The organism is Streptomyces sp. NPDC055099 (assembly GCF_053607685.1).
This window is the reverse complement of sequence record NZ_JBSGUA010000002.1, coordinates 274240-293853: the sequence shown is the minus strand read 5'-3', so window position 1 is coordinate 293853 and position 19614 is coordinate 274240. Positions and strand designations below refer to the sequence as shown.

Annotated in this window: 27 protein-coding genes; 19 read left to right on the top strand and 8 right to left on the bottom strand. The window is 69.5% G+C overall.

Translation table 11 applies throughout. From position 1 onward, the window contains the following. Complete coding sequence (locus ACWFRU_RS05720; RefSeq protein ID WP_453684832.1) at positions 1-810, bottom strand: SDR family oxidoreductase; 810 nt, start codon at positions 808-810, stop codon at positions 1-3. A gap of 211 nt (positions 811-1021) precedes the next feature. Between ACWFRU_RS05720 and ACWFRU_RS05715 the strand changes: the two genes are divergently transcribed. From ACWFRU_RS05715 to ACWFRU_RS05705, 3 genes are all read left to right on the top strand, one after another. Then, on the top strand, positions 1022-1291 hold the full coding sequence (locus ACWFRU_RS05715; protein WP_453684831.1) for a DUF6480 family protein: 270 nt from the start codon (positions 1022-1024) through the stop codon (positions 1289-1291). A gap of 16 nt (positions 1292-1307) precedes the next feature. Beyond that, positions 1308-1616: a hypothetical protein gene (locus ACWFRU_RS05710; RefSeq protein WP_453684830.1), complete on the top strand. Its 309-nt coding sequence runs from the start codon at positions 1308-1310 to the stop codon at positions 1614-1616. Positions 1617-1696: 80 nt separating this feature from the next. Continuing rightward, on the top strand, positions 1697-2722 hold the full coding sequence (locus ACWFRU_RS05705) for a DNA topoisomerase IB (protein WP_453684829.1): 1026 nt from the start codon (positions 1697-1699) through the stop codon (positions 2720-2722). 22 nt (positions 2723-2744) lie between these two features. Here the strand turns inward: ACWFRU_RS05705 and ACWFRU_RS05700 are convergent, their stop codons facing one another. Together ACWFRU_RS05700 and ACWFRU_RS05695 are read right to left on the bottom strand one after the other, a co-directional pair. Further along, on the bottom strand, positions 2745-2933 hold the full coding sequence (locus ACWFRU_RS05700) for a hypothetical protein (protein ID WP_453684828.1): 189 nt from the start codon (positions 2931-2933) through the stop codon (positions 2745-2747). A 114-nt stretch (positions 2934-3047) separates the two neighbouring features. Beyond that, complete coding sequence (locus ACWFRU_RS05695) at positions 3048-3506, bottom strand: hypothetical protein (RefSeq protein WP_453684827.1); 459 nt, start codon at positions 3504-3506, stop codon at positions 3048-3050. 277 nt (positions 3507-3783) lie between these two features. Here ACWFRU_RS05695 and ACWFRU_RS05690 point away from each other — a divergent pair, with 277 nt between their 5' ends. Together ACWFRU_RS05690 and ACWFRU_RS05685 are read left to right on the top strand one after the other, a co-directional pair. Beyond that, positions 3784-4860: an iron-containing redox enzyme family protein gene (locus ACWFRU_RS05690; protein ID WP_453684826.1), complete on the top strand. Its 1077-nt coding sequence runs from the start codon at positions 3784-3786 to the stop codon at positions 4858-4860. Between the two features lie 4 nt (positions 4861-4864). After that, positions 4865-5977 carry an FUSC family protein gene (locus ACWFRU_RS05685; RefSeq protein ID WP_453685272.1) on the top strand — a complete coding sequence of 371 codons (1113 nt, stop codon included), beginning with the start codon at positions 4865-4867 and terminating at the stop codon, positions 5975-5977. Positions 5978-6033: 56 nt separating this feature from the next. On the opposite strand, the gene ACWFRU_RS05680 is transcribed toward ACWFRU_RS05685, so the two are convergent. Beyond that, entirely contained in the window at positions 6034-6582 is a 549-nt protein-coding gene (locus tag ACWFRU_RS05680) for a DUF1062 domain-containing protein (protein WP_453684825.1), read from the bottom strand. A 273-nt stretch (positions 6583-6855) separates the two neighbouring features. On the opposite strand from ACWFRU_RS05680, the gene gvpO reads away from it, so the two are divergent. The 13 genes from gvpO (at position 6856) to ACWFRU_RS05615 (ending at position 16306) form a co-directional block, all read left to right on the top strand. Beyond that, the gene (gene gvpO, locus ACWFRU_RS05675) at positions 6856-7182 is read left to right on the top strand and encodes a gas vesicle protein GvpO (protein WP_453684824.1); all 327 of its coding nucleotides are present in this window, start codon (positions 6856-6858) and stop codon (positions 7180-7182) included. Positions 7183-7221: 39 nt separating this feature from the next. Further along, complete coding sequence (gene gvpJ, locus ACWFRU_RS05670) at positions 7222-7725, top strand: gas vesicle protein GvpJ (RefSeq protein WP_453684823.1); 504 nt, start codon at positions 7222-7224, stop codon at positions 7723-7725. Positions 7726-7727: 2 nt separating this feature from the next. Beyond that, positions 7728-8483, top strand: a complete 756-nt coding sequence (locus ACWFRU_RS05665; RefSeq protein WP_453684822.1) for a GvpL/GvpF family gas vesicle protein — start codon at positions 7728-7730, stop codon at positions 8481-8483. Between the two features lies 1 nt (position 8484). Further along, complete coding sequence (locus ACWFRU_RS05660; protein ID WP_453684821.1) at positions 8485-8727, top strand: gas vesicle protein GvpG; 243 nt, start codon at positions 8485-8487, stop codon at positions 8725-8727. 43 nt (positions 8728-8770) lie between these two features. Next, complete coding sequence (locus ACWFRU_RS05655) at positions 8771-9901, top strand: histone protein (RefSeq protein WP_453684820.1); 1131 nt, start codon at positions 8771-8773, stop codon at positions 9899-9901. A gap of 6 nt (positions 9902-9907) precedes the next feature. Beyond that, the gene (locus ACWFRU_RS05650; protein WP_453684819.1) at positions 9908-10960 is read left to right on the top strand and encodes an SRPBCC family protein; all 1053 of its coding nucleotides are present in this window, start codon (positions 9908-9910) and stop codon (positions 10958-10960) included. 8 nt (positions 10961-10968) lie between these two features. Beyond that, positions 10969-11340: a gas vesicle protein gene (locus ACWFRU_RS05645; protein ID WP_363205698.1), complete on the top strand. Its 372-nt coding sequence runs from the start codon at positions 10969-10971 to the stop codon at positions 11338-11340. Continuing rightward, positions 11340-12281, top strand: coding sequence for a GvpL/GvpF family gas vesicle protein (locus ACWFRU_RS05640; RefSeq protein WP_453684818.1), 942 nt, complete (start codon positions 11340-11342; stop codon positions 12279-12281). The genes ACWFRU_RS05645 and ACWFRU_RS05640 overlap by 1 nt, the downstream gene beginning before the upstream one ends. Continuing rightward, positions 12278-12532: a gas vesicle protein gene (locus ACWFRU_RS05635; RefSeq protein WP_453684817.1), complete on the top strand. Its 255-nt coding sequence runs from the start codon at positions 12278-12280 to the stop codon at positions 12530-12532. Before ACWFRU_RS05640 ends, ACWFRU_RS05635 begins: the two co-directional genes overlap by 4 nt. Beyond that, positions 12529-12810: a gas vesicle protein K gene (locus ACWFRU_RS05630; protein ID WP_451218405.1), complete on the top strand. Its 282-nt coding sequence runs from the start codon at positions 12529-12531 to the stop codon at positions 12808-12810. The genes ACWFRU_RS05635 and ACWFRU_RS05630 overlap by 4 nt, the downstream gene beginning before the upstream one ends. 206 nt (positions 12811-13016) lie before the next feature. Next, positions 13017-14201 (top strand): alcohol dehydrogenase catalytic domain-containing protein, encoded by a 1185-nt coding sequence (locus ACWFRU_RS05625; RefSeq protein ID WP_453684816.1) that lies wholly within the window; start codon positions 13017-13019, stop codon positions 14199-14201. 58 nt (positions 14202-14259) lie between these two features. Beyond that, positions 14260-15219, top strand: a complete 960-nt coding sequence (locus ACWFRU_RS05620) for a TIGR03557 family F420-dependent LLM class oxidoreductase (protein WP_453684815.1) — start codon at positions 14260-14262, stop codon at positions 15217-15219. A 175-nt stretch (positions 15220-15394) separates the two neighbouring features. After that, positions 15395-16306: an SDR family oxidoreductase gene (locus ACWFRU_RS05615; RefSeq protein WP_453684814.1), complete on the top strand. Its 912-nt coding sequence runs from the start codon at positions 15395-15397 to the stop codon at positions 16304-16306. An 18-nt stretch (positions 16307-16324) separates the two neighbouring features. Here the strand turns inward: ACWFRU_RS05615 and ACWFRU_RS05610 are convergent, their stop codons facing one another. The 3 genes from ACWFRU_RS05610 to ACWFRU_RS05600 are packed head-to-tail and all read right to left on the bottom strand — an operon-like array spanning position 16325 to position 17912. Next, on the bottom strand, positions 16325-16813 hold the full coding sequence (locus tag ACWFRU_RS05610) for a hypothetical protein (RefSeq protein WP_453684813.1): 489 nt from the start codon (positions 16811-16813) through the stop codon (positions 16325-16327). A 55-nt stretch (positions 16814-16868) separates the two neighbouring features. Further along, positions 16869-17333, bottom strand: coding sequence for an SRPBCC family protein (locus ACWFRU_RS05605; RefSeq protein ID WP_363205691.1), 465 nt, complete (start codon positions 17331-17333; stop codon positions 16869-16871). Between the two features lie 57 nt (positions 17334-17390). Further along, positions 17391-17912, bottom strand: coding sequence for a L,D-transpeptidase family protein (locus ACWFRU_RS05600; protein ID WP_453684812.1), 522 nt, complete (start codon positions 17910-17912; stop codon positions 17391-17393). Between the two features lie 401 nt (positions 17913-18313). Between ACWFRU_RS05600 and ACWFRU_RS05595 the strand changes: the two genes are divergently transcribed. Then, complete coding sequence (locus ACWFRU_RS05595) at positions 18314-19039, top strand: class I SAM-dependent DNA methyltransferase (protein ID WP_453684811.1); 726 nt, start codon at positions 18314-18316, stop codon at positions 19037-19039. 12 nt (positions 19040-19051) lie between these two features. Here the strand turns inward: ACWFRU_RS05595 and ACWFRU_RS05590 are convergent, their stop codons facing one another. Then, a complete protein-coding gene (locus tag ACWFRU_RS05590; RefSeq protein ID WP_453684810.1) occupies positions 19052-19600 on the bottom strand; it encodes a GNAT family N-acetyltransferase in 549 nt (182 codons plus the stop codon). Between the last annotated feature and the right edge of the window lie 14 nt (positions 19601-19614).

The following is a 19614-nucleotide window of genomic DNA, read 5'->3' as shown; positions in this document are numbered from 1 at the left end:
TCAGGGCCGCCGCCACTCATCGCTGCGCAGGTGCGAACCGGCCTGGGGGCCCATCCGCACCATGCCGCCGTCGGCGACCCAGGACGCGCCGGTCACGTACGAGGAGTCGGGCCCCGCCAGGAACGCGATGACGGCGGCGATCTCCCGGGCGTCACCGGGTCGGCCGAGCGGGATGCCGGGGCGGTCCACGTCGTGCACGTCCGTGTCCTCCTGCCCGGTCATCGGGGTGGCGATCTCGCCGGGGGCGACGGAGTTGACGGTGATGCCGTGCTCCGCGAGTTCCAGGGCCATCACCTGGGTCAGCAGCCCGAGCCCGCCCTTGGCGGCGCAGTAGGGGGCCGCGCCCACGCGGGGCTGGTGCTCGTGCACCGAGGTCACGTTGACGATCCGGCCAGCATCGCCCTGCCGGATCATGCGGCGTGCGGCGATCTGGCCGCACAGGAACGGGCCGACGAGGTCGACGTCGAGGACACGTACGACGTCCTCGTGCCGCAGGTCCAGGAAGGGCGTGCGGGTGCCGGTGCCGGCGTTGTTGACCAGGACGTCGATCCGGCCGAGCCGCTCCGCGAGCTCGTCGACCACGTGCGCGGCATCCGGCAGCCGGGACAGGTCCATCTGGGCGACAGCCGCGCGCCGACCGTGCCCGCGTACCTCGTCGGCCGTCCTCTCGGCGCCTTCCTGATCGCTGTGCCAGGTGATCCCGACGTCCATCCCGGCCTCGGCGAGACGGACGGCCGTGGCCCGGCCGATGCCGGAGTCGGCACCGGTGACGACGGCCGCTCTGCTGGTGGCGGCGGTGCGCTCGGTCATGCAACCTCCTCGTGTGCCGGGTCCCGGCCGGTGGACGGACCGTGGGCGCGCCGGCTCGGGTCGTCGGACGGATCACCGGGCGCCCTGCGTCCAGGTTCGGTCATGCACGCTTCCGGGTCTCCTCGAGAACGCCGGGCAACCATCGTGCGGGGGTCCCAGATCGGCGGCCGTGGAGAGGTGAGGGCCGGAACGGCGTGGGAACTTGGATCACATGACTTCACCCCACCAGTCGGACCCGGACCCGGACCCCCGCTTCCCGGACCCGAATCCCGACCCCAGCAAGGCCACAGGCCTGGAACCCGGCGGAAGCGTGCCGCCGGGGGAGACCCCGCCCGCCGAGAGCAGCATGTCGGGAGCAGGGCCCGAAGAGACGCACAATCCCTCCAAGGGCTGGTCGAAGGGCCCACTGGCCCTGATCATCGGCCTCGTCGTGCTGGTCGCGGCGTTCTTCCTCGTCTACGCGCTGGTCCTGCTGCTGTGAACAGGGACCGGTGACCATGGGCAGGCGGACGCAGTACGCGGTGGCGGCCTCCGGGCAGTGGCTGGACGAGGAGGAGGGGCGCAGACGCCTCCCCGCCGGAGAGGCGCACGCCTGGCAGCAGGGCCGCAACGAGACCGTCTGCGGGCTCTCCCTCAGCCGGTCGCGGCTCACGCGTTTCCCGCACGTGCCCTGGTCCGACGCCATTCCCGAGTCCGGCGGCGCGGCCGACCGGGTCCAGCGACTGTGCCCGCGATGCGCTTCCGTCGCCGGGCGCGCGGGGGCCGGGGCCCGGCCCCCGTGGCGCAGGGACAATCCCCGGCCGTGAGTGCACGGTGTCGGACGGCGCACTGCGCCAAACGCTTTAATCCAGGGTCTGACGCCGCGTTTTGAGGGCACTCCTGGGTCATGCGCGAGAAGCGGCGGCTGAGGACGAGCCAGGTCGACGGGCCGGGGATCTCCCGCGTCCGTTCGGGACGTGGGTTCCGCTACAAGGACGCTTCGGGACGCCCCGTCACCGACCCCGAGGAGAAGGAGCGCCTGCGGCGGCTCGTGATCCCGCCGGCCTGGCAGGACGTCTGGATCTGCCCCTGGCCCAACGGGCACCTGCAGGCCGTCGGCACCGATGCCGCGGGCAGACGCCAGTACCTGTACCACCCGCGGTTCCGGGAGCGGCAGGAGACGGCGAAGCACGACCACGTGCTGGAGGTCGCCCGCGCGCTTCCCGAGGTGCGCGCGCACGTGACGGAGGACCTCGGCCGGCGCGGTCTGTGCCGCGAACGTGTCCTCGCCTGCTCCGTCCGCCTGCTGGACCTCGGCTTCTTCCGCGTCGGCAACGAGTCCTATCGGCGCGACAACGGCACGTACGGACTGACCACCCTGCTCAAGGAGCACGCCTCATGCCGGGGCGGTGAGGTCTGCCTCACGTATCCGGCGAAGTACTCCAAGACACAGACGCGCGCGCTCGTCGATCCGCCCGCCTGCAAGGTGCTGCGCGCCCTGCTGCGCCGCAGCGGCGGGGGCCAACGGCTGTTCGCCTACTGGCAGGGCGGGGCCTGGCACGAGCTGAACGCCCCCGAACTCAACGACTACCTGCGCGACCGCGCGGGCAAGGACATCACCGCGAAGGACTTCCGCACCTGGCACGCGACCGTCCTCGCCGCGGTCGCCCTCGCGGTGTCCGCCCGCGTCGCCGACGAGTCCCGTACCGCACGCAAGAGCGCCGTCACCCGTGCCGTCCGCGAGGTCAGCGCGTACCTGGGCAACACGCCCGCGGTGTGCCGCGCCTCGTACATCAACCCGCGCGTCATCGAACTCTTCGACGAAGGCCGCACGATCGCCGACGCGCTGGAGCAACTGGGCGACGGCGCGGAGTTCGGCCACCCCGCGACGCAGGGGGCCATCGAGGAGGCGGTACTGCGGCTGCTGAAGTGACGTCGTGTCGTGCTGGTGCGCGTCAGGAGTCGGGGTGCGCGGCGTCCTTGAGTTTCCAGCCGTGGCCGGTGCAGCCCGCCGGCGGCGGCGGGAAGCGGTGACCGTGCACGTCGGTGCTGTAGCCGTGATGCTGCTGGCAGTCGCACTCGTAGATACCCGAGTCAGGGACGATCTCACCTGGCTTGTAGACCTGCTTCTCGCTGTTGCTCATAGGTCCGGTGTAAGGCCGCGCCCGCCCTCCTCGCGACCCGGGTACGCCGGATGGGGCCCTCGCTGACGACAGAGCGTCACCGCGTTGCGTGAGGAGCCCGGACAGGAAGCGGTATCAGGAGTCCCCGTGGTCCCGTCGTGTCTGTGAGGCGACCATTTCCTGCTCCACCGCGAGCTGCTGGCGCTCGTCGCTCGCCGCCGCGCGGCGCAGCGCGGCGGCACTGCGCTCCAGCCGTTGCCGACTGGCGTCCAACAACCCATGAGCACGGCCGATCTCCTCGTACGCGCGCTGCCGCAGGCCGGCGGTGAACTCCCCCACAGCACGGGCCCGCTCGTCGAGCTGGCTCTCCCATTCCGCGAGCTTGACCTCGCGCTCGTCCGCGGCGGCCTCACGGGCGTCCGCGGCGGCCTCGCGCTCGTCCGCCAGCAGCTTCCGCTCGTCCGCGAGGCGTTCGCGCTCCTCGGCAAGCCGTTCGCGCTCACGGATGACGTCCGTGTATCCCATGTCATCGGCCGTGCCCTGGAGCATGCCGTTGACCGAGCCGTGCTCATCACTCGCCCGAAAAGCCCTCACGCAGTCAGTGTGGCCCCCGCCCGGCATGAACGGGACCTGCCGCCGGGCTTCAAGTGCGTATCACGTGAGTTTTTGACGGCCGAGCGCCCCTGGCCGGCGAGCGCGAGAGCGGCCAACATGCCGCCACCCGGGCGCGCGTGGCCGATGTCCGGGGTGACATGCGCAGGTGTGGATCGCGATCACTGGGGCACCCAGCCCGGGCGCACAGGAAACAGACACCGCCGGGTGAAGCCGGGGACGACGACACACACGCCACGACGGAGGAGAACCCATCGCCATGAGCCCGCTCACCGAGTCCCGCCGAGGCAGTCCCGGGCTCCCGGCTCCCCGCGGCGAGCTGTCCGACGACGTACTCGCCGCACTCCAGCGCAACGAGCCCGCCTGCCTCCCGCCGGACCGGGCCCGGCACGCCGACCCCTACGGGGACGATCTCCAGCTCGCGCTCTACGTCCTGTACGAACTGCACTACCAGGGGTTCAAGGGCGTCGGCGACGACCGGGAGTGGGACCCCGGACTGCTGACCCTGCGGCACGTACTCGAACAACGGTTCCTCACCGCGCTGCAGGCCGACGTGCCGCCGCACCACGATCCCGAACAGGCCCTGGACGCCCTGCAGTTGGAGCCCGCGGGCCATGACGGATCGAGCCTCAGTCACTATCTGCACCGTGACGGCGAGCTGTGGCAGCTCAGGGAGTACGCGGCGCTGCGCTCCCTGTACCACCTCAAGGAGGCCGACCCGCACGCCTGGGTGATCCCCCGGCTGCACGGCAGGGCCAAGGCCGCGATGGTGGCCATCGAGTACGACGAGTTCGGGGCCGGGCGCGCCGAGGACATCCACGCGCGGCTCTTCGCCGACCTCATGGAAGACCTCTCGCTGGAGACGGCCTACGGCCACTACCTCGACGCGGCCCCGGCCGAGGCACTCGCCACCGTCAACCTGATGTCCCTGTTCGGGCTGCACCGAGCCCACCGCGGGGCGCTGGTCGGGCACTTCGCCGCGGTCGAGGTGACCTCACCGCCCGGTTCACGCCGCCTGGCCGCCGCGCTGCGCCGGACCGGGGCGGGACCCGCGGCGCAGCGGTTCTACGACGAGCACGTGGAAGCCGACGCGGTGCACGAGCAGGTGGTGCGCCGGGAGGTCGTCGGCGGCCTCCTGGCCGCCGAACCCGCCCTCGCGCCCGACGTCGCCTTCGGCCTGCACGCGACGGGCTTCCTCGAGGACCGCCTCGCCGGCCGCCTCCTGGACTCCTGGCGCCTGGGGCACAGCGTGCTGCGCCCCTCGCTGACCGAAACGGTGAGCATCCCGGCGATGCGCACCGCACCGGCAGAGCACGCCCGACGGGCAAGGGGGTAGCGCCATCATCCGCTGGCCGTCACTGAACCGGGAGGCCTCAGCCCTATGGCGCGCGGCCCGAAGAGCGGTCACGGAGGCGGGCCCCGAGCGCGACCTGGCCGTCCAGTCGCTCAAGGCCGCGGGCGCCGCCCTGATCGCATGGGCCGTCGCCGGATGGTGGTGGGACGCGCCGATGGCCCTGATGGCGCCCTGGACGGCACTGTTCCTCGTACAGAACACGATCTACCGCTCACTGCGCTCGGGTGTGCAGCAGTTCACCGTGGTCATCGCCGGCACGCTGATCGCGGCGGGCGCCGGGGCACTCCTGGACAACACCATGCTGGCGATGGCCGTCGCCCTGCCCCTGACGGTACTGCTCGGCAACTACGCCCGCTTCGGCACCCAGGGCGTCTACGCCCCCACCGCGGCGCTCTTCGTCCTCGGCTACGGGTCGTACAGCGGCGTGGAGATCGGACACCGGCTTCTGGAGACGCTGCTCGGCGCGGTCATCGGCATCGGCGTGAACGCCTTGGTGCTGCCACCGGTCCACCAGCGCAGCGTCCAGCATCTGCGTGGCCGCCTGCCCCGGGACTGCGCCGAGTTGCTGGACGACGCCGCGCGGGGCGTGCGGGAGACGTACGACAAGGCGCGGGCCGACGCGTGGTACTCCCGCGCGCAGAGCCTCACGGACATGGTCACGGATCTCCGCACGGCCCGCCGCTGGTCGGACGAGAGCTACCGCTTCAACCCCTTCCGCCGCATGCGCCGCGCCGTGCCCCAAGTGCACTCCTCGGAATGGGACTTCGCCTGGGACCGGCTCACCGAACACGTGCGGATCACGATGCGTACGCTGAGCGAGGACGCCCGGGACCTGAGCGAGCGCCCGCGGCTGCCGGCCGACGTCCCGGAGATCCTTTCCTCCTTTTTGGCGGCGGCAGCCGACGTCTGCGCGTGCGACGACCGCGGCTCCTCGGCGCTGGACGCCGCACGTGAGGCACATGGGCGCCTCACCTCGCTGCTCGCGGACACCACACATGAAGAAGCGACGCCCGTGCTCGGCGGAGTCGTCGCCGACACACAGCGGCTTCTGCACGACCTGGAGACGGTGACGGGTCCGCTGGAGGCCCGGGCGAGGTGACGGGCACGGGGACCTGACCGGCGGATCGCGGGTCAGGCCCCCGGCTTTGAGGGGACCTAGCGCTTGAGCATGAAGGCGAAATCGCCGGACAGCTTGCCGCTCAGCCGTACGGCCGAGACGACCTTCCCCTCGGCGATCAGCCTGCCGACCGCGGCCCGTGAAAGACCGCAGCCTTCAGCGATCAGGCGCACCGGCCGCACCGGTATCCGCGCCGCGAAGCGGACCGAGACGTCTATCACCTCGCGGTCCAGGTGATCCGAACCGCCGGTGTCGAGGCGCCAGGCGTCGTCCCAGTCGAGGGCGATGCGATTGCGGCGCAGCACGACCGGGTCCTGGAGCAGCTCGGCCGCCAGGCCGCGGTCGTTGGCGTGCATCCGGTCAAGCAGCTCAGGTCGTACGGAGCGCACCCGCACCCGCTCCAGGACCGTGAGCTTCGCCGTGTCCCCGCAGGTGCCGCAGAGCACGAGGAGCCAGGCGTCGAGGATTTTGTGGTGGGCGTTGACGCGAAATTTGCCGTCGGTCCGGAAACGATCGGACGCGCACGCGTGACAGCGGCGCAGAACGGTCGGCAGGCAGGTGGGCATGACCACCCAGTTGGTGAGCACAGAAGTACACCGGTTTCAGTGAGAAGTCCGCAGCAAAAAGGAGCGCGGCGCACAGGTGCGTCGCGCGACGATTCAGCGCTCGGGAGGACTCACGCGGTGTACAACGGCACGTCCTTTCCTGGACGACTCGGTTCGGCAGCACCATAGGCGCGCTCTGCGGCGCCGTACCACTGATTTCTGGGCGCCCTCGCAGAGGCCGCCCCTTGGCTGCCGCGGCACCTGTTCGGACTATCAGCCCGTGCCGTCGAGGACGGGGCGTTCAAGAGTGGTCGCATGACCGAGCGCTCACGACGCACCCAGGCCGCCCCCCGCCGGTCGGCGCAGCGCGCCGACGAGCACGGCGCTCCGGACCTGCGGAAACTGGTCGGCGAGGCATGCCGGACGCTGACCGAACTCATCGGTCACCGCGCCGAAGGCGTGTCGGCCGTCTGCCCGACCGAGAGCGACGGCTGGCGCGTCAGCGTGGATGTGCTGGAGGTGGCGCGCATTCCCGACACCACCAGTCTCCTGGCCACCTACGAGGTGGATCTGGACGCGCACGGACGCCTGACGCAGTACCGCAGAGTCCGCCGCTACCGACGCGGCTGGGCGGACAGCTGAGGCGCACCTTCTGCGCCGTCGAGAGGAGCAGGCCCTTTCATGACCACCACCTACAGCGAGGACGTCGTTCCCTGCGCACCCCGTGCGGGCACGTTGTACGACGTCCTGGAACTCATACTCGACCGCGGCATGGTCATCGACGTCTTCGTGCGGGTCTCTCTCGTCGGCATCGAGATCCTGAAGATCGACGCGAGAATCGTCATCGCGTCCGTCGACACCTACCTCCGCTTCGCCGAGGCATGCAACCGCCTCGACCTCGAACACGACTCCCGCAGCAAGACCGTCCCGGAGCTCTTCGGCGGCGGCGCGGCCGCCGTGGGCAAGGCCGGTGCACGGAAGGCCGCCCGGTCCGTCGGCGACAAGGTCAAGGACACCCTGGGCCTGGACTCGGGCTCCGACGACGACGAAGACGAAGACGACGAGCGCGAGGCGAGCCGCCCGCGCCGCAGTGCACCCTCGCGCTCCTCCTCCCGTACCCGCTCCACATCCCGCTCCGGACAGCGCCCCCGCGCACGGCGCCGTGACGAAGACGAAGAGGACTGACCGTGCCGACACCCCCCGGCCCGCCCGGCCTGTACGTGTACGCCATCACCGCCCCCGAGCACGCCGCACACGCACGGGGCTGCCGTGCCGTCGGTGACGAGAACGCCGCCGTCTCAATGCTGGAACAGAACGGCCTCGCCGCCGTCGTGAGCCGGGTGACGGGGCGTCCGCGTGCACGGCGGCGTGACCTCAGCGCCCATCAGGACGTGCTCGCCGAACTCGCCCGGCGGGGTCCCGTCCTGCCCATGCGCTTCGGGGTGATCGCCCCCGACGAGGAGACCGTCCTCGCCGGTCTCGACTCCGCCCGTGAGGCCCATCTCGCCGCGCTGACACGGCTGGAGGGCAAGTCCGAGTGGAACCTCAAGGGCGAGGCCGTGCCCGAGGCGCTGCCCGACGTGCTGCGTGAGGACGCGGGCCTGCGCGCGCTGCGTGAGACGACACGGCGGCGTCCGGGGTACGAGGCGAACGTGCGCCTAGGTGAAGCCGTCGCCGGAGCGCTGCAGCGCCGGGCGGAGCAGGCCGCCGCCGATGTGCTGGCCGAGTTGCGCCCGCTGGCGGCGGAGACACGTGCGGGACGCGAGAGCGCCGGAGGGGCCATGAACGTGTCCTTCCTGGTGCCGCGGAGCGCCGAGACCGCCTTCCGCAAGGCGGTCGATCTGCTCGCCACCCGGTACCGGGGACGGATCACGCTGACTCTCACGGGCCCCTTGCCCTGTTACAGCTTCGTGAGCGCCGAAGCCGTACCCGTGGGCGCGTGACATGGGACTGATCAGCGGCATCCTGCTGCTCCCGCTGGCACCGATCCGCGGTGTGGGCTGGGTCGCGGACCGGCTGATCGAGGCGGCGGAGACCGAGCTGTACTCACCGGACGCGGTCCGGGCCCGGCTCGCCGCCCTCAACGAAGCCCTGGACCAGGGCGACATCGATCTCGACCAGTTCGAACGCGAAGAAGAGCACCTGCTCGACCTCTTGGAACGTCGTCCTTACCGCCCGACCTCCTGACGTTGTGCGCGGCGGCGTCGGCCTCGACTCACGGGAATTCCTGATGAATGAATGCAACCGAATCGCTCTTGGCGCAGCCGTAGCCGGGGGATATCTCCTGGGCCGCACCAAGAAGGCCAAACTCGCCTTCGCCGTGGGCTCCTATCTCGCGGGTCGCAAGTTCGGCCTCTCACCGCAGGAATTGCTCCGGCAGGGTGCCCAACGATTGCGTGAGACACCGCAGTTCGCCGACCTCAGCGAACAGGTGCGAGGCGAGCTGATGGACGCGGGGCGCGCCGCGATGTCCGCCGCGGCCGGCCGTCAGATGTCCTCCCTCACGGACAGACTCGCCGAACGCACACAGGCCCTGAGGTCGTCGCGGGACGAGGACGCGTACGACGACGAGCCGGGTGACGAGCGGGACGAGGACTGGGACGACCAGGACGCGCGATACGACGACGAGGCCGACGACGTAGAAGACGAAGACGAAGACGAGGAAGCGGACGAGGACGACTACGCGGAAGGTGACGACGAGGAAGGTGACGGCGAGGAGGGCGGGGACGAGCCGTCGGCGCCTTCTCGCAGCCGGACCTCGCGCCGTCGCCGTAGCACCGCCGGCCGTGACGACCACGAACGCCGACGTCCGAGCCGCGACACGGAACGCCGATCGACGCCGCGCCGCAGAGGGGGGCGGGAACGCTCCGTCCCCCGGTCGGGAGCGAAGAAGTCCCAGGGCAAGAAGTCCGCGATAGCGCGTACCGAACGCGAAGGGTCCAGGCGCGGTAAGGACGGTTCGGAACCTCCGGCGGCGAAGAAGGCCTCCCCTCGCAAGAAGTCGGCGGCGAAGAAGGCTCCGCCCGCGAAGAAGGCTGCCCCCGCCAAGAAGTCCGCCGCGAAGAAGTCCGCCCCTGCGAAGAAGACCACCGCGAAGAAGACGGCCACCGCCAAGAAGACCACGGCGAAGAAGACGGCGAAGTCCACTCCCGCAAAGAAGACAGCGGCGAAGAAGTCCGCGACTAAGAAGTCGACGGCGGCAACGAAGTCAACGGCGAAGAAGACGGCCGCGAAGAAGTCGACGGCGAAGAAGTCCGCGGCGAAGAAGTCGGCGGCGAAGAAGACGACAGCGAAGAAGACCGGTGCCGCCAAGAGGTCCAGCGGCAGAGCGACGACGTCGCGTTCGAGGCAGAGGAGCTGACCGGCCATGGCCGAACGGAAGAAGAGCGCCGGCAGCGGCGATGGGTCGGGCATGGACCGGCTGCGCGATGGGTTCAGCGACTTTCTCGATGCCCAGGCACAGAACCTGACGGACAAGTTGGGTGACGCGGTCAGTGGCCTCACCGACAAACTGCAGGACGTCGCCGACAACGGCGGGTCCCTCCCCAAGATGGGAGCCCGGATGTTGCAGGGCGACTCGCCCGCGAAAGCCGTCGTGGCGGAGAAGGCCAAGGACATCAAGGACAGCGTCGTCGGCAAGGCGAAGGACCTGTTCTCCTCCGGAGGCGGCGGGGGAGGGGCGGGCGACACGAAGGTCACCAACATCGTGGAGGTGATCGACATCGGTGTCCCGCTGCGGACGGTCTACGACCAGTGGACCCAGTACGAGGAGTTCAGCGGCTTCACCAAAGGTGTCCGCAGCGTCTCGATGTCCGACGACGACGTGAGCTCGGACTGGAAGGTGAAGGTCGGCCCGTCCAGCAGGAGTTGGAAGGCGACGGTCCAGGAACAAGTGCCCGACGACCGGATCGTCTGGTCCTCGGAGGGGAGCAAGGGCAGCACCCGTGGAGCCGTCAGTTTCCACGAGCTCGCCCCGACGCTCACTCGCATCGTCGTGATCGTCGAGTACTACCCCGCCGGCTTCTTCGAGAAGACCGGCAATCTGTGGCGTGCTCAGGGCCGCCGCCTGCGGCTCGACCTCAAGCACTTCGCCCGCTACGTGACGCTCAACGCGGACGAGGAGGTGGAGGGCTGGCGCGGCGAGATCCGGGACGGCGAGGTCGTCCGCACCCACGAGGAGGGCTTGGAGGACGAAGAATACGACGACGAGGGCCAGGACAGCGACGCCGAGTCGGAGTACGACGACGACCGGGACCAGGACGAGGACCAGGACGCGGAGGACGAGGAGTACGACCAGGACGCGGAGGAGGACGAGCCGGAGGACCGGGATGAGGACGACGAGGACATCGAAGAGGACGAGGAAGACGAGGAAGACGGGGGCGCCCGACGACCCCGCGCTCGATCCGCCCGAAGGCGGTGACCGGCTCCATGGACGACCTCGACACCTGGCGCTCGTCCCCGTCACCTCAGGGATCGGACCTGGGCCGCCCCGCCGACGGGAGCCTCGCCGACATTCTCGAACGGGTGCTGGACAAGGGCATCGTCATCGCCGGCGACATCAAGATCGACCTGCTCGATATCGAGTTGCTCACCATCCGGCTCAGGCTGTTCATCGCCTCCGTGGACACCGCGCGCAAGGCCGGCATCGACTGGTGGGAGACCGATCCGGCCCTGTCGTCGAGCGCTGCCCGCGACGACCTCCGCGAGGAGAACCGGCGGTTGCGCGCCCAGTTGGAAGAGCTCGCTCCCGCCGACGACGGACCACGGCGACCGGAACGGATGAAGGAGAAACCCCACTGATGGCAACAGCGCCCGCCCCCGCGCACGCCGTGTGTGTGTTCGCCGTCCGACGAGGCCGAGGACCGGATCTGCCGCCGGACCTGTCGGGCCACGCAGGCGGCGGCCCCCTGCGTCTGGTCCCGGCCGGTGCTCTGTGGGCCGTGGTCCAGGACGTTCCGGCCGACGACTACTCCGAAAAGGCACTGCGCGAGAGGCTTTCCGAACCGGAGACGCTGGAGCGCTGCGTGCGGGACCACCACGCGGTGGTGACCGCGTTCGCCGCGCGGGGCGGGGCGATCCCGCTGCCGTTGGCCACGCTGTACCACTCCGAGGAACGGTGCCGGGCTGCCTTGGTGGCGGACGTACCGCGCTTCGAGCGGACTCTGGAACGGATCACGGGGCGGAACGAGTGGGCGGTGAAGGTCAATCTGCTCGCAGGCCGGAAACCCGATCCGCAGACCCCGCAGGCCTCGCAGACCCCGCAAGAATCCCCAGCGCGCGACGAGGCGCCCGCGCCCAGCGGACGCGCCTATCTGGCCCGGTTGCGCGAGCGAGGCCAGGAACGCGACGACCGCCGTCAACGCGCTCTGGACGCGGCCGAGTTGCTCGACCGTGCCGTCCTCTCGATCGCGGGCGCGACAGTGCGCCGCCGGCCGCACGGCGCCGAGATCGTCGGACGTGACCGTACCCAGATCCTGAACGCCGCCTATCTGGTCCCCGAGCGGAGTGGCCCGGAGTTCAACGCGCTGCTCGACCGGCTGCGCGCCGCGTCCGAGTTCGAGGGGTGCGAGGTGGAGGTCACCGGCCCGTGGGTGCCCTACTCGTTCGTGGACGCGGCCTCCCTCGCCGATACGGGCGACCGACCGCACCGCGGAGTACGCGACGCAGACAACGGAGTACGCGACGCAGACAACGGAGTGCACAACGTAGACGACGGAGAACACGTCGGGAGCCGCACATGAGCCCGAGCCCGAGTCCGAGCCCGCACACCGCCCCCCAACCGGTCGCCTGGCAGGGCCCGGACAGTGGGGCGCCCATCGGGGTCCCACTCGTCGACCTCCTCGACCGGGTGCTGGCCACCGGGGTCGTCGTCAGCGGCGACCTCGTCATCGCCATCGCGGAGGTGCCCCTCGTACGCATCTCGCTGCACGCGCTGCTGGCGTCCGTGAGCGAGCGAGTCCCCGCGCCCTGGGCGGACGGGGGGCCACTATGAGCGCGACCGCCCGAGTGGATCTCGACCCCGACGCGGTCGGCCGCGACCTGGCCTCCCTCGTCCTGACCGTCGTCGAACTCCTCCGCCAGCTCATGGAGCGCCAAGCCGTGCGCCGGTTCGACGCGGGCGACCTCACCGACGAACAAGAGGAACGGGTCGGGACCGCGCTCATGCTCCTCGACGAACGCATGACCGACCTCTGTGAGCGGCACGGACTGCGTCGTGAGGACCTCAACCTCGACCTGGGCCCGCTCGGCTCCCTGCTGCCGCATGACTGACGTGATGACTGACGCCATGGCCGGTGGTGACCGCCTTGCGCGGAAGGAGGACCAAAGTCATGCATTACTCGCCGATTCCCAGGTACCCGAGGTGATGATCACCGGCCGAGGGCTTCCTGTGGCGGGACGGACAACAGTGTGTCCAGCCTGGTACCGGGGCCCACGGTAAGAAGCAGCACGCCACCGACCTTAGGAGGCGCGTAAGAATGCGCGCACTGACATGGCACGGCAAGCGCGACGTACGCGTCGAGGAGGTCCCCGACCCCCGCATCGAGAAGCCCGACGACATCATCGTCCAGGTGACCTCGACGGGGATCTGCGGTTCTGACCTCCATCTCTACGAAGTACTCGGACCGTTCCTCGACCCGGGTGACATCCTCGGGCACGAGACCATGGGCGTGGTCGCCGAGACCGGGCCCGACGTCACCGGCGTGGCGGTCGGGGACCGCGTGGTGATCCCCTTCAACGTGTCCTGCGGCGCCTGCTGGATGTGCGACCGGGGGCTGCACTCGCAGTGCGAGACGAGCCAGGTCACGTCCATGGGCAGCGGTGCCTCCCTCTTCGGGTACACCAAGCTCTACGGTCAAGTCCCCGGCGGCCAGGCCGAGTTGCTGCGGGTGCCCTTCGGGAACAAGCTGCCCATCAAGGTGCCCGACGGGCCGCCCGACGACCGGTTCGTTTATCTCTCCGACGTCCTGCCCACCGCGTGGCAGGCGGTCGAGTACGCCGACATCCCCCCCGGCGGCAGCGTCACCGTCCTCGGCCTGGGCCCCATCGGCGACATGGCCGCCCGCATCGCGCGACTGCGTGGCGCGGAACTCGTGATCGGCGTCGACCTGGTCGACGCGCGCCTCGAACGGGCCCGGCGCCGCGGCGTGACCGTCCTGGACCTGCGCGAGCACGAGAAGGACCTGGGCGACGCCGTGCGCGACCTCACGCAGGGCCGGGGCACGGACGCGGTCATCGACGCGGTCGGCCTCGAAGCGCACGGCGCGCCCGTCGCGCAGGCCGCGCAGTGGGCCACCGGCCACCTGCCCGACAAGCTGGCCCGCCCGATGATGCAGAAGGTCGGCATCGACCGCATGAGCGCCCTGTTCGCGGGCATCGACATCGTCCGGCGCGGCGGCACGCTCTCCATCAGTGGCGTCTACGGCGGTGCGGCGAGCCCCATGCCGCTCCTGAAGATGTTCGACAAGCAGCTGCAGGTGCGTATGGGGCAGGCCAACGTCTGGCGGTGGATCGACGACATCCGCCCCCACCTCACCGACGACGACCCCCTGGGCGTGGACGGCTTCGCCACGCATCACCTGCCGCTGCGGGACGCGCCGACGGCGTACGCGACCTTCCAGGCCAAGGAAGACGGCATGATCAAGACGCTCCTGAAGCCCTGACCGGTCCTGCACGGCCCCGGCCCCGCCCAGCCGGGGCCGCGCACCCTAGGAGTACGCGATGACGCGCTACGGATACTTCCTTGCTTGCGAGGAGTTCTCGCCGGCGGAGTTGCTCGAACAGGCCAGGGCCGCCGAACAAGCCGGCTTCGAATGCCTGGCCATCTCCGACCACTTCCACCCGTGGACCGATGAACAGGGCAACAGCCCGTTCGTCTGGACGATGATCGGCGCTCTCGCCCAGGTGACCTCACTGCCCGTCACCACGTTCGTGACCTGCCCCACCGTCCGGATGCACCCGGCGCTGAACGCCCAGGCCGCCGCCACGGCGGGTGTGATCACCGACAATCGGTTCCGGTTCGGCGTGGGCAGCGGGGAGGCGCTCAACGAGCACATCCTCGGCGACGCGTGGCCGGCCGTGGACGTACGCCTGGAGATGCTCGAGGAAGCGGTGCAAGTCATCCGCGACCTGCTGACCGGCGAGCAGGTCACCCACCGGGGCCGCCACTACACCGTGGAGAACGCCCGTCTCTACACCACCCCGAGCGAACCCGTCCCGATCTACGTCTCGGGGTTCGGCCCCAAGGCCGCGGCGCTGGCCGGGCGCATCGGGGACGGCTTCGTCACGATGACGCCGGACGAGGAACTGATCAGTCGGTTCCGCAGTGCGGGCGGCGGTCAGAAACCGGTGCTCGGAGGGCTCAAGGTCTGCTGGGGCACTGACCGGGACCAGGCCGTCAAGACCGTGCACCGCAAGTGGCCGACCCAGTTCCTTCCGGGTGAGCTCGGTCAAGTGCTGCCCGACCCGGCCCACTTCGAGCAGGCCTCGACCCTCGTCACGGAGGAGACCGTCGCCGACCAGGTGGTCTGCGGAGACGACCTGGACGAGCACGTCTCCGCCGTCTCCGCGTACACCGAGGCCGGCTTCGACGAGGTCTACGTAGGCCAGATCGGACCCGAACAACAGGGCTTCTTCGACTTCTACCGCACCAAGGTCCTGCCCCGGCTGCACGAGGCCTGAGAACAGCCGCCCACACCGTTGGCTCCAGCGGCATGGCGCCCGCGCGCACGAAGGGATATGCCCCGGTTCCCGTGGCTCGTGGCACACGGCACGAATAGGACCGGGTTGTTTCACGTCTCTTGATCCGGACACACGACCCCGAGCACCCGCTTGATCGATGAGGAGGCTCGGTCCCATGACCACGCACCAGAACCACGCGATCTCGTCCGCCCAGGAAGCGGCCGAGCCCGTCCCGCCGTACGCGTTCGAGCGTCAGTCCCGCCCCGGCCTGGAAAGCCGGATGAGCACCCGCCCCCGCTACATGGCGCCGAAGTACCGCGGATCGGGGAAGCTGGACGGCAAGGCGGCCCTGGTCACCGGGGGAGACTCGGGCATCGGACGAGCCGTGTCCGTCCTCTATGCCCGCGAAGGCGCGGACGTCGCCATCGTCTATCTGCCGGAGGAGCAGGAGGACGCCGAGGAGACGCGCAAGGCGGTGGAGGCGGAGGGCCGTACGTGCCTGCTCCTGCCCGGCGATCTCTGCGAGCCCGCCTTCTGCCGTGAGGTGGTCGAGGCGACGGTGAAGGCATTCGGCGGCCTCAACGTGCTCGTCAGCAACGCCGCCAGGCTCAACAGCCAGAACGACCTCGACGACCTGAACTTCGAGGACTTCGACAAGGCCTTCAAGACCAACGTGTACGCCTACTTCCACCTCGTGCAGGCGGCGCTGCCCCACCTGGGGCACGGGGACGCCGTCATCGCGACGGCGTCCGAGGAAGGTCTGAAGGGGAGCGACATGATGATGGACTACGCCGCGTCGAAGGCGGCTCAGATCATCTTCACGAAGTCCATCGCCTCGCACCTCGCACGACGCGGGGTGCGCGCCAACGTCGTGGCCCCCGGCCCCACTTGGACCGTCCTCAACGTCGCGGGCCAGCGCTTCCCCGACGACTACCTGGAGAACCTCGGCAGTTCGGACCCCATGGGCCGGGTCGCGCAGCCGGAGGAGCTGGCACCCGCGTACGTCTATCTCGCCTCGGATGCCGACTCGAGCTTCACCGTGGGTGAGGTGATCGCCGTGACGGGCGGGATGACGGACAGCCGCTGACGGCGGCCGCGATGGTCGTCAGCACTTGTCGTCGACGAGTTCGGCGAAGTCCTCGGTGCTCATGGCCCGGCTGTCGGCCCAGACCTGGCCCGGCCGAAGGGAGGCGAGGTCGTCGGCGGTGAAGTAGACGTGCGCCTGGTAGCTGCTGGATTTCCGGAAGCTCAGCGAGTAGGTGCGGCCGGGCAGCAGTCCCTGTGGGCCGTAGGGCCGCGCGTGCCATCTGGGTGGCGGGGAGAAGAGGGGGAAGGCGACGCGTCCCTTGTTCTTCGCCTCCTCGTTCCCCCACCCGCTGTCCTTCTCGTCGGCCGTGGCTTCGCCTTCCTCAGGGGCCCAGCTTCTCAGGTGCACGCCCGAGATGGTCTCGCCCTCCTCGCACGGCCGCAGGTCGACCACGGGCTGCCCGTCGTCCCCGTTGCGCACCGCTATGAGCGGCAGGTCAGCGGGGGTGCACCCACTCACCACGACCAGACCCAAGGTCAGGCACGCCGCCCCACACATACGTCTCATGCAGACTCCCCCTCGGATCCACGCAACGACCTGGCTCAGGCCACGGCGGCGCTCGTCACTGTTCCACGTTGCGCGCCAGGATTCCGAGGGTCGCGCGAAGGCCGGCCTCGGGGATGACCGGGAAGATGTTCGCCTCCCGGTACCGTTCCTCGATCTCGCTCCAGTCGTAGTACGAGGTCACCAGCGTGCCGCCCTCGCGGGCCTCGAGCCGGTAGCCGTACAGATGGCGGATCGGAGGCTGTATCTGGCCGGAGATGGTCCATTCGATCAGAGCGTCCTGCTCGAAACGCGTGATGATCACCGTGACGTCGTACTTGCCCAAGGGGTAGTCGTTCAGCGCCTCGCGGTCCATGTGCACGACGAATTCGTCACCGGCCCCGCGGACGGGCTTCCCCTCGGCGGACTGCAGCATTCCCGAACTGTCGATCGCCACGTGTCCCGCGGGCTCACACAGCAACGCGAAGATCTTCTCCGGGGAGGCGGCCACCTGACGCTGCACTTCGAAACGCTCTGTCGTCATGCGGGTCACCCTCGCACGATCATGTGACCCAGGACCAGCGGAAGTCGATGACTGGATTCAACGGGCGACTGACTCCACGTCACCCATCGCGATCACCGGTTTCATGCCGGGGTCGAGCCATTTCACCAGCTCGGTCATCTCCTTGCGCGGCAGTGCCACGCAGGCCTGGGTCGGCCCGCCGTGGTCCATGTGGATGAAGATTCCTCCACCGCGCTCGGCCCCCAGGGGGCGTACGAGGTCCCTGGGCGGGGAGCCGGGCTGGCGGTTGTAATTGATGGCCACCACGTGGTCGAAGGCCCCCCTGAGGGACTGGCCCAGGAAGCCGACGCCGTCCTCGTCGTACACGGGGGACTGGTCGTAGGGCAGCTTGGAACCCGGGTCGGGCAGGAGCCCGCCGGCATCACTCAGCCCGAACACCCCTACCGGAGTGCTCCGGTCGCTCGCGGTGTGGTGCTCGGTCCAGCCGCGTTGGCCGTTGCGGGCCGGCCACGGCTCGAAGACCCTGCGCCACCCGCCCCTGTCGTCACGTTCGAACAGATGAACCGTCGAGTAGCTGGAGTCGGGTGCGTCCCCCGACACGAGGACCACCTGCCTGGCACCCCGACGGTCCACGGCCTTTTGCATGTCCGGCCCGAGCTGGGGGATGGCCGTGGCCCGTTCCGGCGGCGGGATTTTGCCGTAAGCGTTGTGCGGCGGCGCATGACGCCCCGACCGGCCGTCGGCCGGAGCTCTTTCGTCGCTGCATCCGCCGAGAGAAACCGTGCAGATGAGCAAGGGGAGAATCAGTCGGGGCAGCGTGGTTTTGAGCACCCTCGCATTATCAGTCAATTCCAATATTTCGCCCGGAAGCGAAAGGCGTGTCGGGCCCGGCATCACACAACTGATGGCCGGTCACGCCGCTGCCAGCCTCTGCCCGCTGCCCCCACGCGCAACGAGACGCGCACTTCCAGGGCCGAGGAGCCGTCGGTACGGTGCCGCGCGTGACCAACTCCTATGACGCGCTCGCGCCGCACTACGACCTCATCATGACCTCCGGGTATTACGACTACGTCGCCTATGCGAGGGAATTGCGGGCACTCATCGGCGACCGCAGGGATGTTCTGGAACTCGGCGTAGGCACAGGACTGGTGTGTGATCAATTGCTTGCGACAGGGCCAGCCGGCATGCGGATCACCGGCATTGACCACACCGAGAAAATGCTCACCCAGGCTCGGAACAGACTCGGGGACCGGGTGACGCTGGTCGAGACGGACATCCGCCACAGCGTGCCGGAATCGAGATTCGACGTCGCCTACTCCGTCGGCGGCATCTGGTACTGCCTCCGCGACGGCGACGACATCACCCTGGGCAGCCACCTGGTGGAGCAGAGCGACAACATCAAGGGTCTGGAGAATCTCGCAACCGCGCTCCGTCCGGGGGGACTTCTGATCCTGTCGGTTCAGGACGCACATCACGCCTTCCGGCGGACGTTGCCCGGGGGGCTTGTCTACGCGCAAGAGACCCGGGCGGAAGGAGGGGGCCGGTTCACCAAGGACTACTACGTGCTGCGCGAGACCACCGTGGTGGCGCATCAACGCTCGGGTTACCGCGTCTTCGGTGCGGCCGACGCCGACCGGCTCATGGAGCAGTGCGGTTTCCGTCGTCAGTCTGGGGGCGACGAGCAGTTCTGTCAGTACGTGCAGTACGTCAGGTACGTAAGGGTGTAGGGCAGGAGCAGATTAGACCCGGGGAAGTGAAGGGTCGGGGTTCCAGGGGGATGGGGCTGTGATGGACCAGCGTTCGTGGTCGCGCCAGGCTCCGTCGATATAGAGATAGGCGGGGGAGAGGCCCTCGTAACGGAAGCCGAGTCGCTGAACCAGGGCCAAGGACGCCTGGTTGGCCGGTTGAATGTTGGCCTCCAACCGGTGGAGCCGCAGGTCGTCGAAGGCGTGCCGCAGGGCGACCGTGAGACCTTCAGTCATGTAACCGCGCCCCGCGGACGGGGCGAAGGCCGCGTAGCCCAGTGACGCGCCTTGGTAGCGGCCCCGGATGATCGAGTTGATGTTCACCATCCCGGCCGCCGCGCCGGTCTCCTGAACGCGGATCAGGAAACCCTGGGTGGTGCCGTCACTGAAGCGGCGCGTCCAGTCCTGGAACTCCGCCGCGTTCGTGGGCAGTTGTATCCACGGCGAGTGGAGCTCGGTGCTGGCCCGCACGAGCGCGCAGAACTCATCCTGGTCGGCGAGGGTGAGCGGGCACAGTTCGACGCGTGACGGCTTGTTGGGCATGGGCCCATGCTAGG

Coding starts and splice junctions, on each gene's coding strand:
- ACWFRU_RS05690 (WP_453684826.1), top strand. CDS start 3,784: ATGAGCCCGCTCACCGAGTCCCGCCGAGGCAGTCCCGGGCTCCCGGCT.
- ACWFRU_RS05615 (WP_453684814.1), top strand. CDS start 15,395: ATGACCACGCACCAGAACCACGCGATCTCGTCCGCCCAGGAAGCGGCC.
- ACWFRU_RS05650 (WP_453684819.1), top strand. CDS start 9,908: ATGGCCGAACGGAAGAAGAGCGCCGGCAGCGGCGATGGGTCGGGCATG.
- ACWFRU_RS05635 (WP_453684817.1), top strand. CDS start 12,278: ATGAGCCCGAGCCCGAGTCCGAGCCCGCACACCGCCCCCCAACCGGTC.
- ACWFRU_RS05700 (WP_453684828.1), bottom strand. CDS start 2,933: ATGAGCAACAGCGAGAAGCAGGTCTACAAGCCAGGTGAGATCGTCCCT.
- ACWFRU_RS05605 (WP_363205691.1), bottom strand. CDS start 17,333: ATGACGACAGAGCGTTTCGAAGTGCAGCGTCAGGTGGCCGCCTCCCCG.
- ACWFRU_RS05655 (WP_453684820.1), top strand. CDS start 8,771: ATGAATGAATGCAACCGAATCGCTCTTGGCGCAGCCGTAGCCGGGGGA.
- ACWFRU_RS05705 (WP_453684829.1), top strand. CDS start 1,697: ATGCGCGAGAAGCGGCGGCTGAGGACGAGCCAGGTCGACGGGCCGGGG.
- ACWFRU_RS05710 (WP_453684830.1), top strand. CDS start 1,308: ATGGGCAGGCGGACGCAGTACGCGGTGGCGGCCTCCGGGCAGTGGCTG.
- ACWFRU_RS05640 (WP_453684818.1), top strand. CDS start 11,340: ATGGCAACAGCGCCCGCCCCCGCGCACGCCGTGTGTGTGTTCGCCGTC.
- ACWFRU_RS05715 (WP_453684831.1), top strand. CDS start 1,022: ATGACTTCACCCCACCAGTCGGACCCGGACCCGGACCCCCGCTTCCCG.
- gvpJ (WP_453684823.1), top strand. CDS start 7,222: ATGACCACCACCTACAGCGAGGACGTCGTTCCCTGCGCACCCCGTGCG.
- ACWFRU_RS05630 (WP_451218405.1), top strand. CDS start 12,529: ATGAGCGCGACCGCCCGAGTGGATCTCGACCCCGACGCGGTCGGCCGC.
- ACWFRU_RS05645 (WP_363205698.1), top strand. CDS start 10,969: ATGGACGACCTCGACACCTGGCGCTCGTCCCCGTCACCTCAGGGATCG.
- ACWFRU_RS05620 (WP_453684815.1), top strand. CDS start 14,260: ATGACGCGCTACGGATACTTCCTTGCTTGCGAGGAGTTCTCGCCGGCG.
- ACWFRU_RS05590 (WP_453684810.1), bottom strand. CDS start 19,600: ATGCCCAACAAGCCGTCACGCGTCGAACTGTGCCCGCTCACCCTCGCC.
- ACWFRU_RS05625 (WP_453684816.1), top strand. CDS start 13,017: ATGCGCGCACTGACATGGCACGGCAAGCGCGACGTACGCGTCGAGGAG.
- gvpO (WP_453684824.1), top strand. CDS start 6,856: ATGACCGAGCGCTCACGACGCACCCAGGCCGCCCCCCGCCGGTCGGCG.
- ACWFRU_RS05660 (WP_453684821.1), top strand. CDS start 8,485: ATGGGACTGATCAGCGGCATCCTGCTGCTCCCGCTGGCACCGATCCGC.
- ACWFRU_RS05610 (WP_453684813.1), bottom strand. CDS start 16,813: ATGAGACGTATGTGTGGGGCGGCGTGCCTGACCTTGGGTCTGGTCGTG.
- ACWFRU_RS05720 (WP_453684832.1), bottom strand. CDS start 810: ATGACCGAGCGCACCGCCGCCACCAGCAGAGCGGCCGTCGTCACCGGT.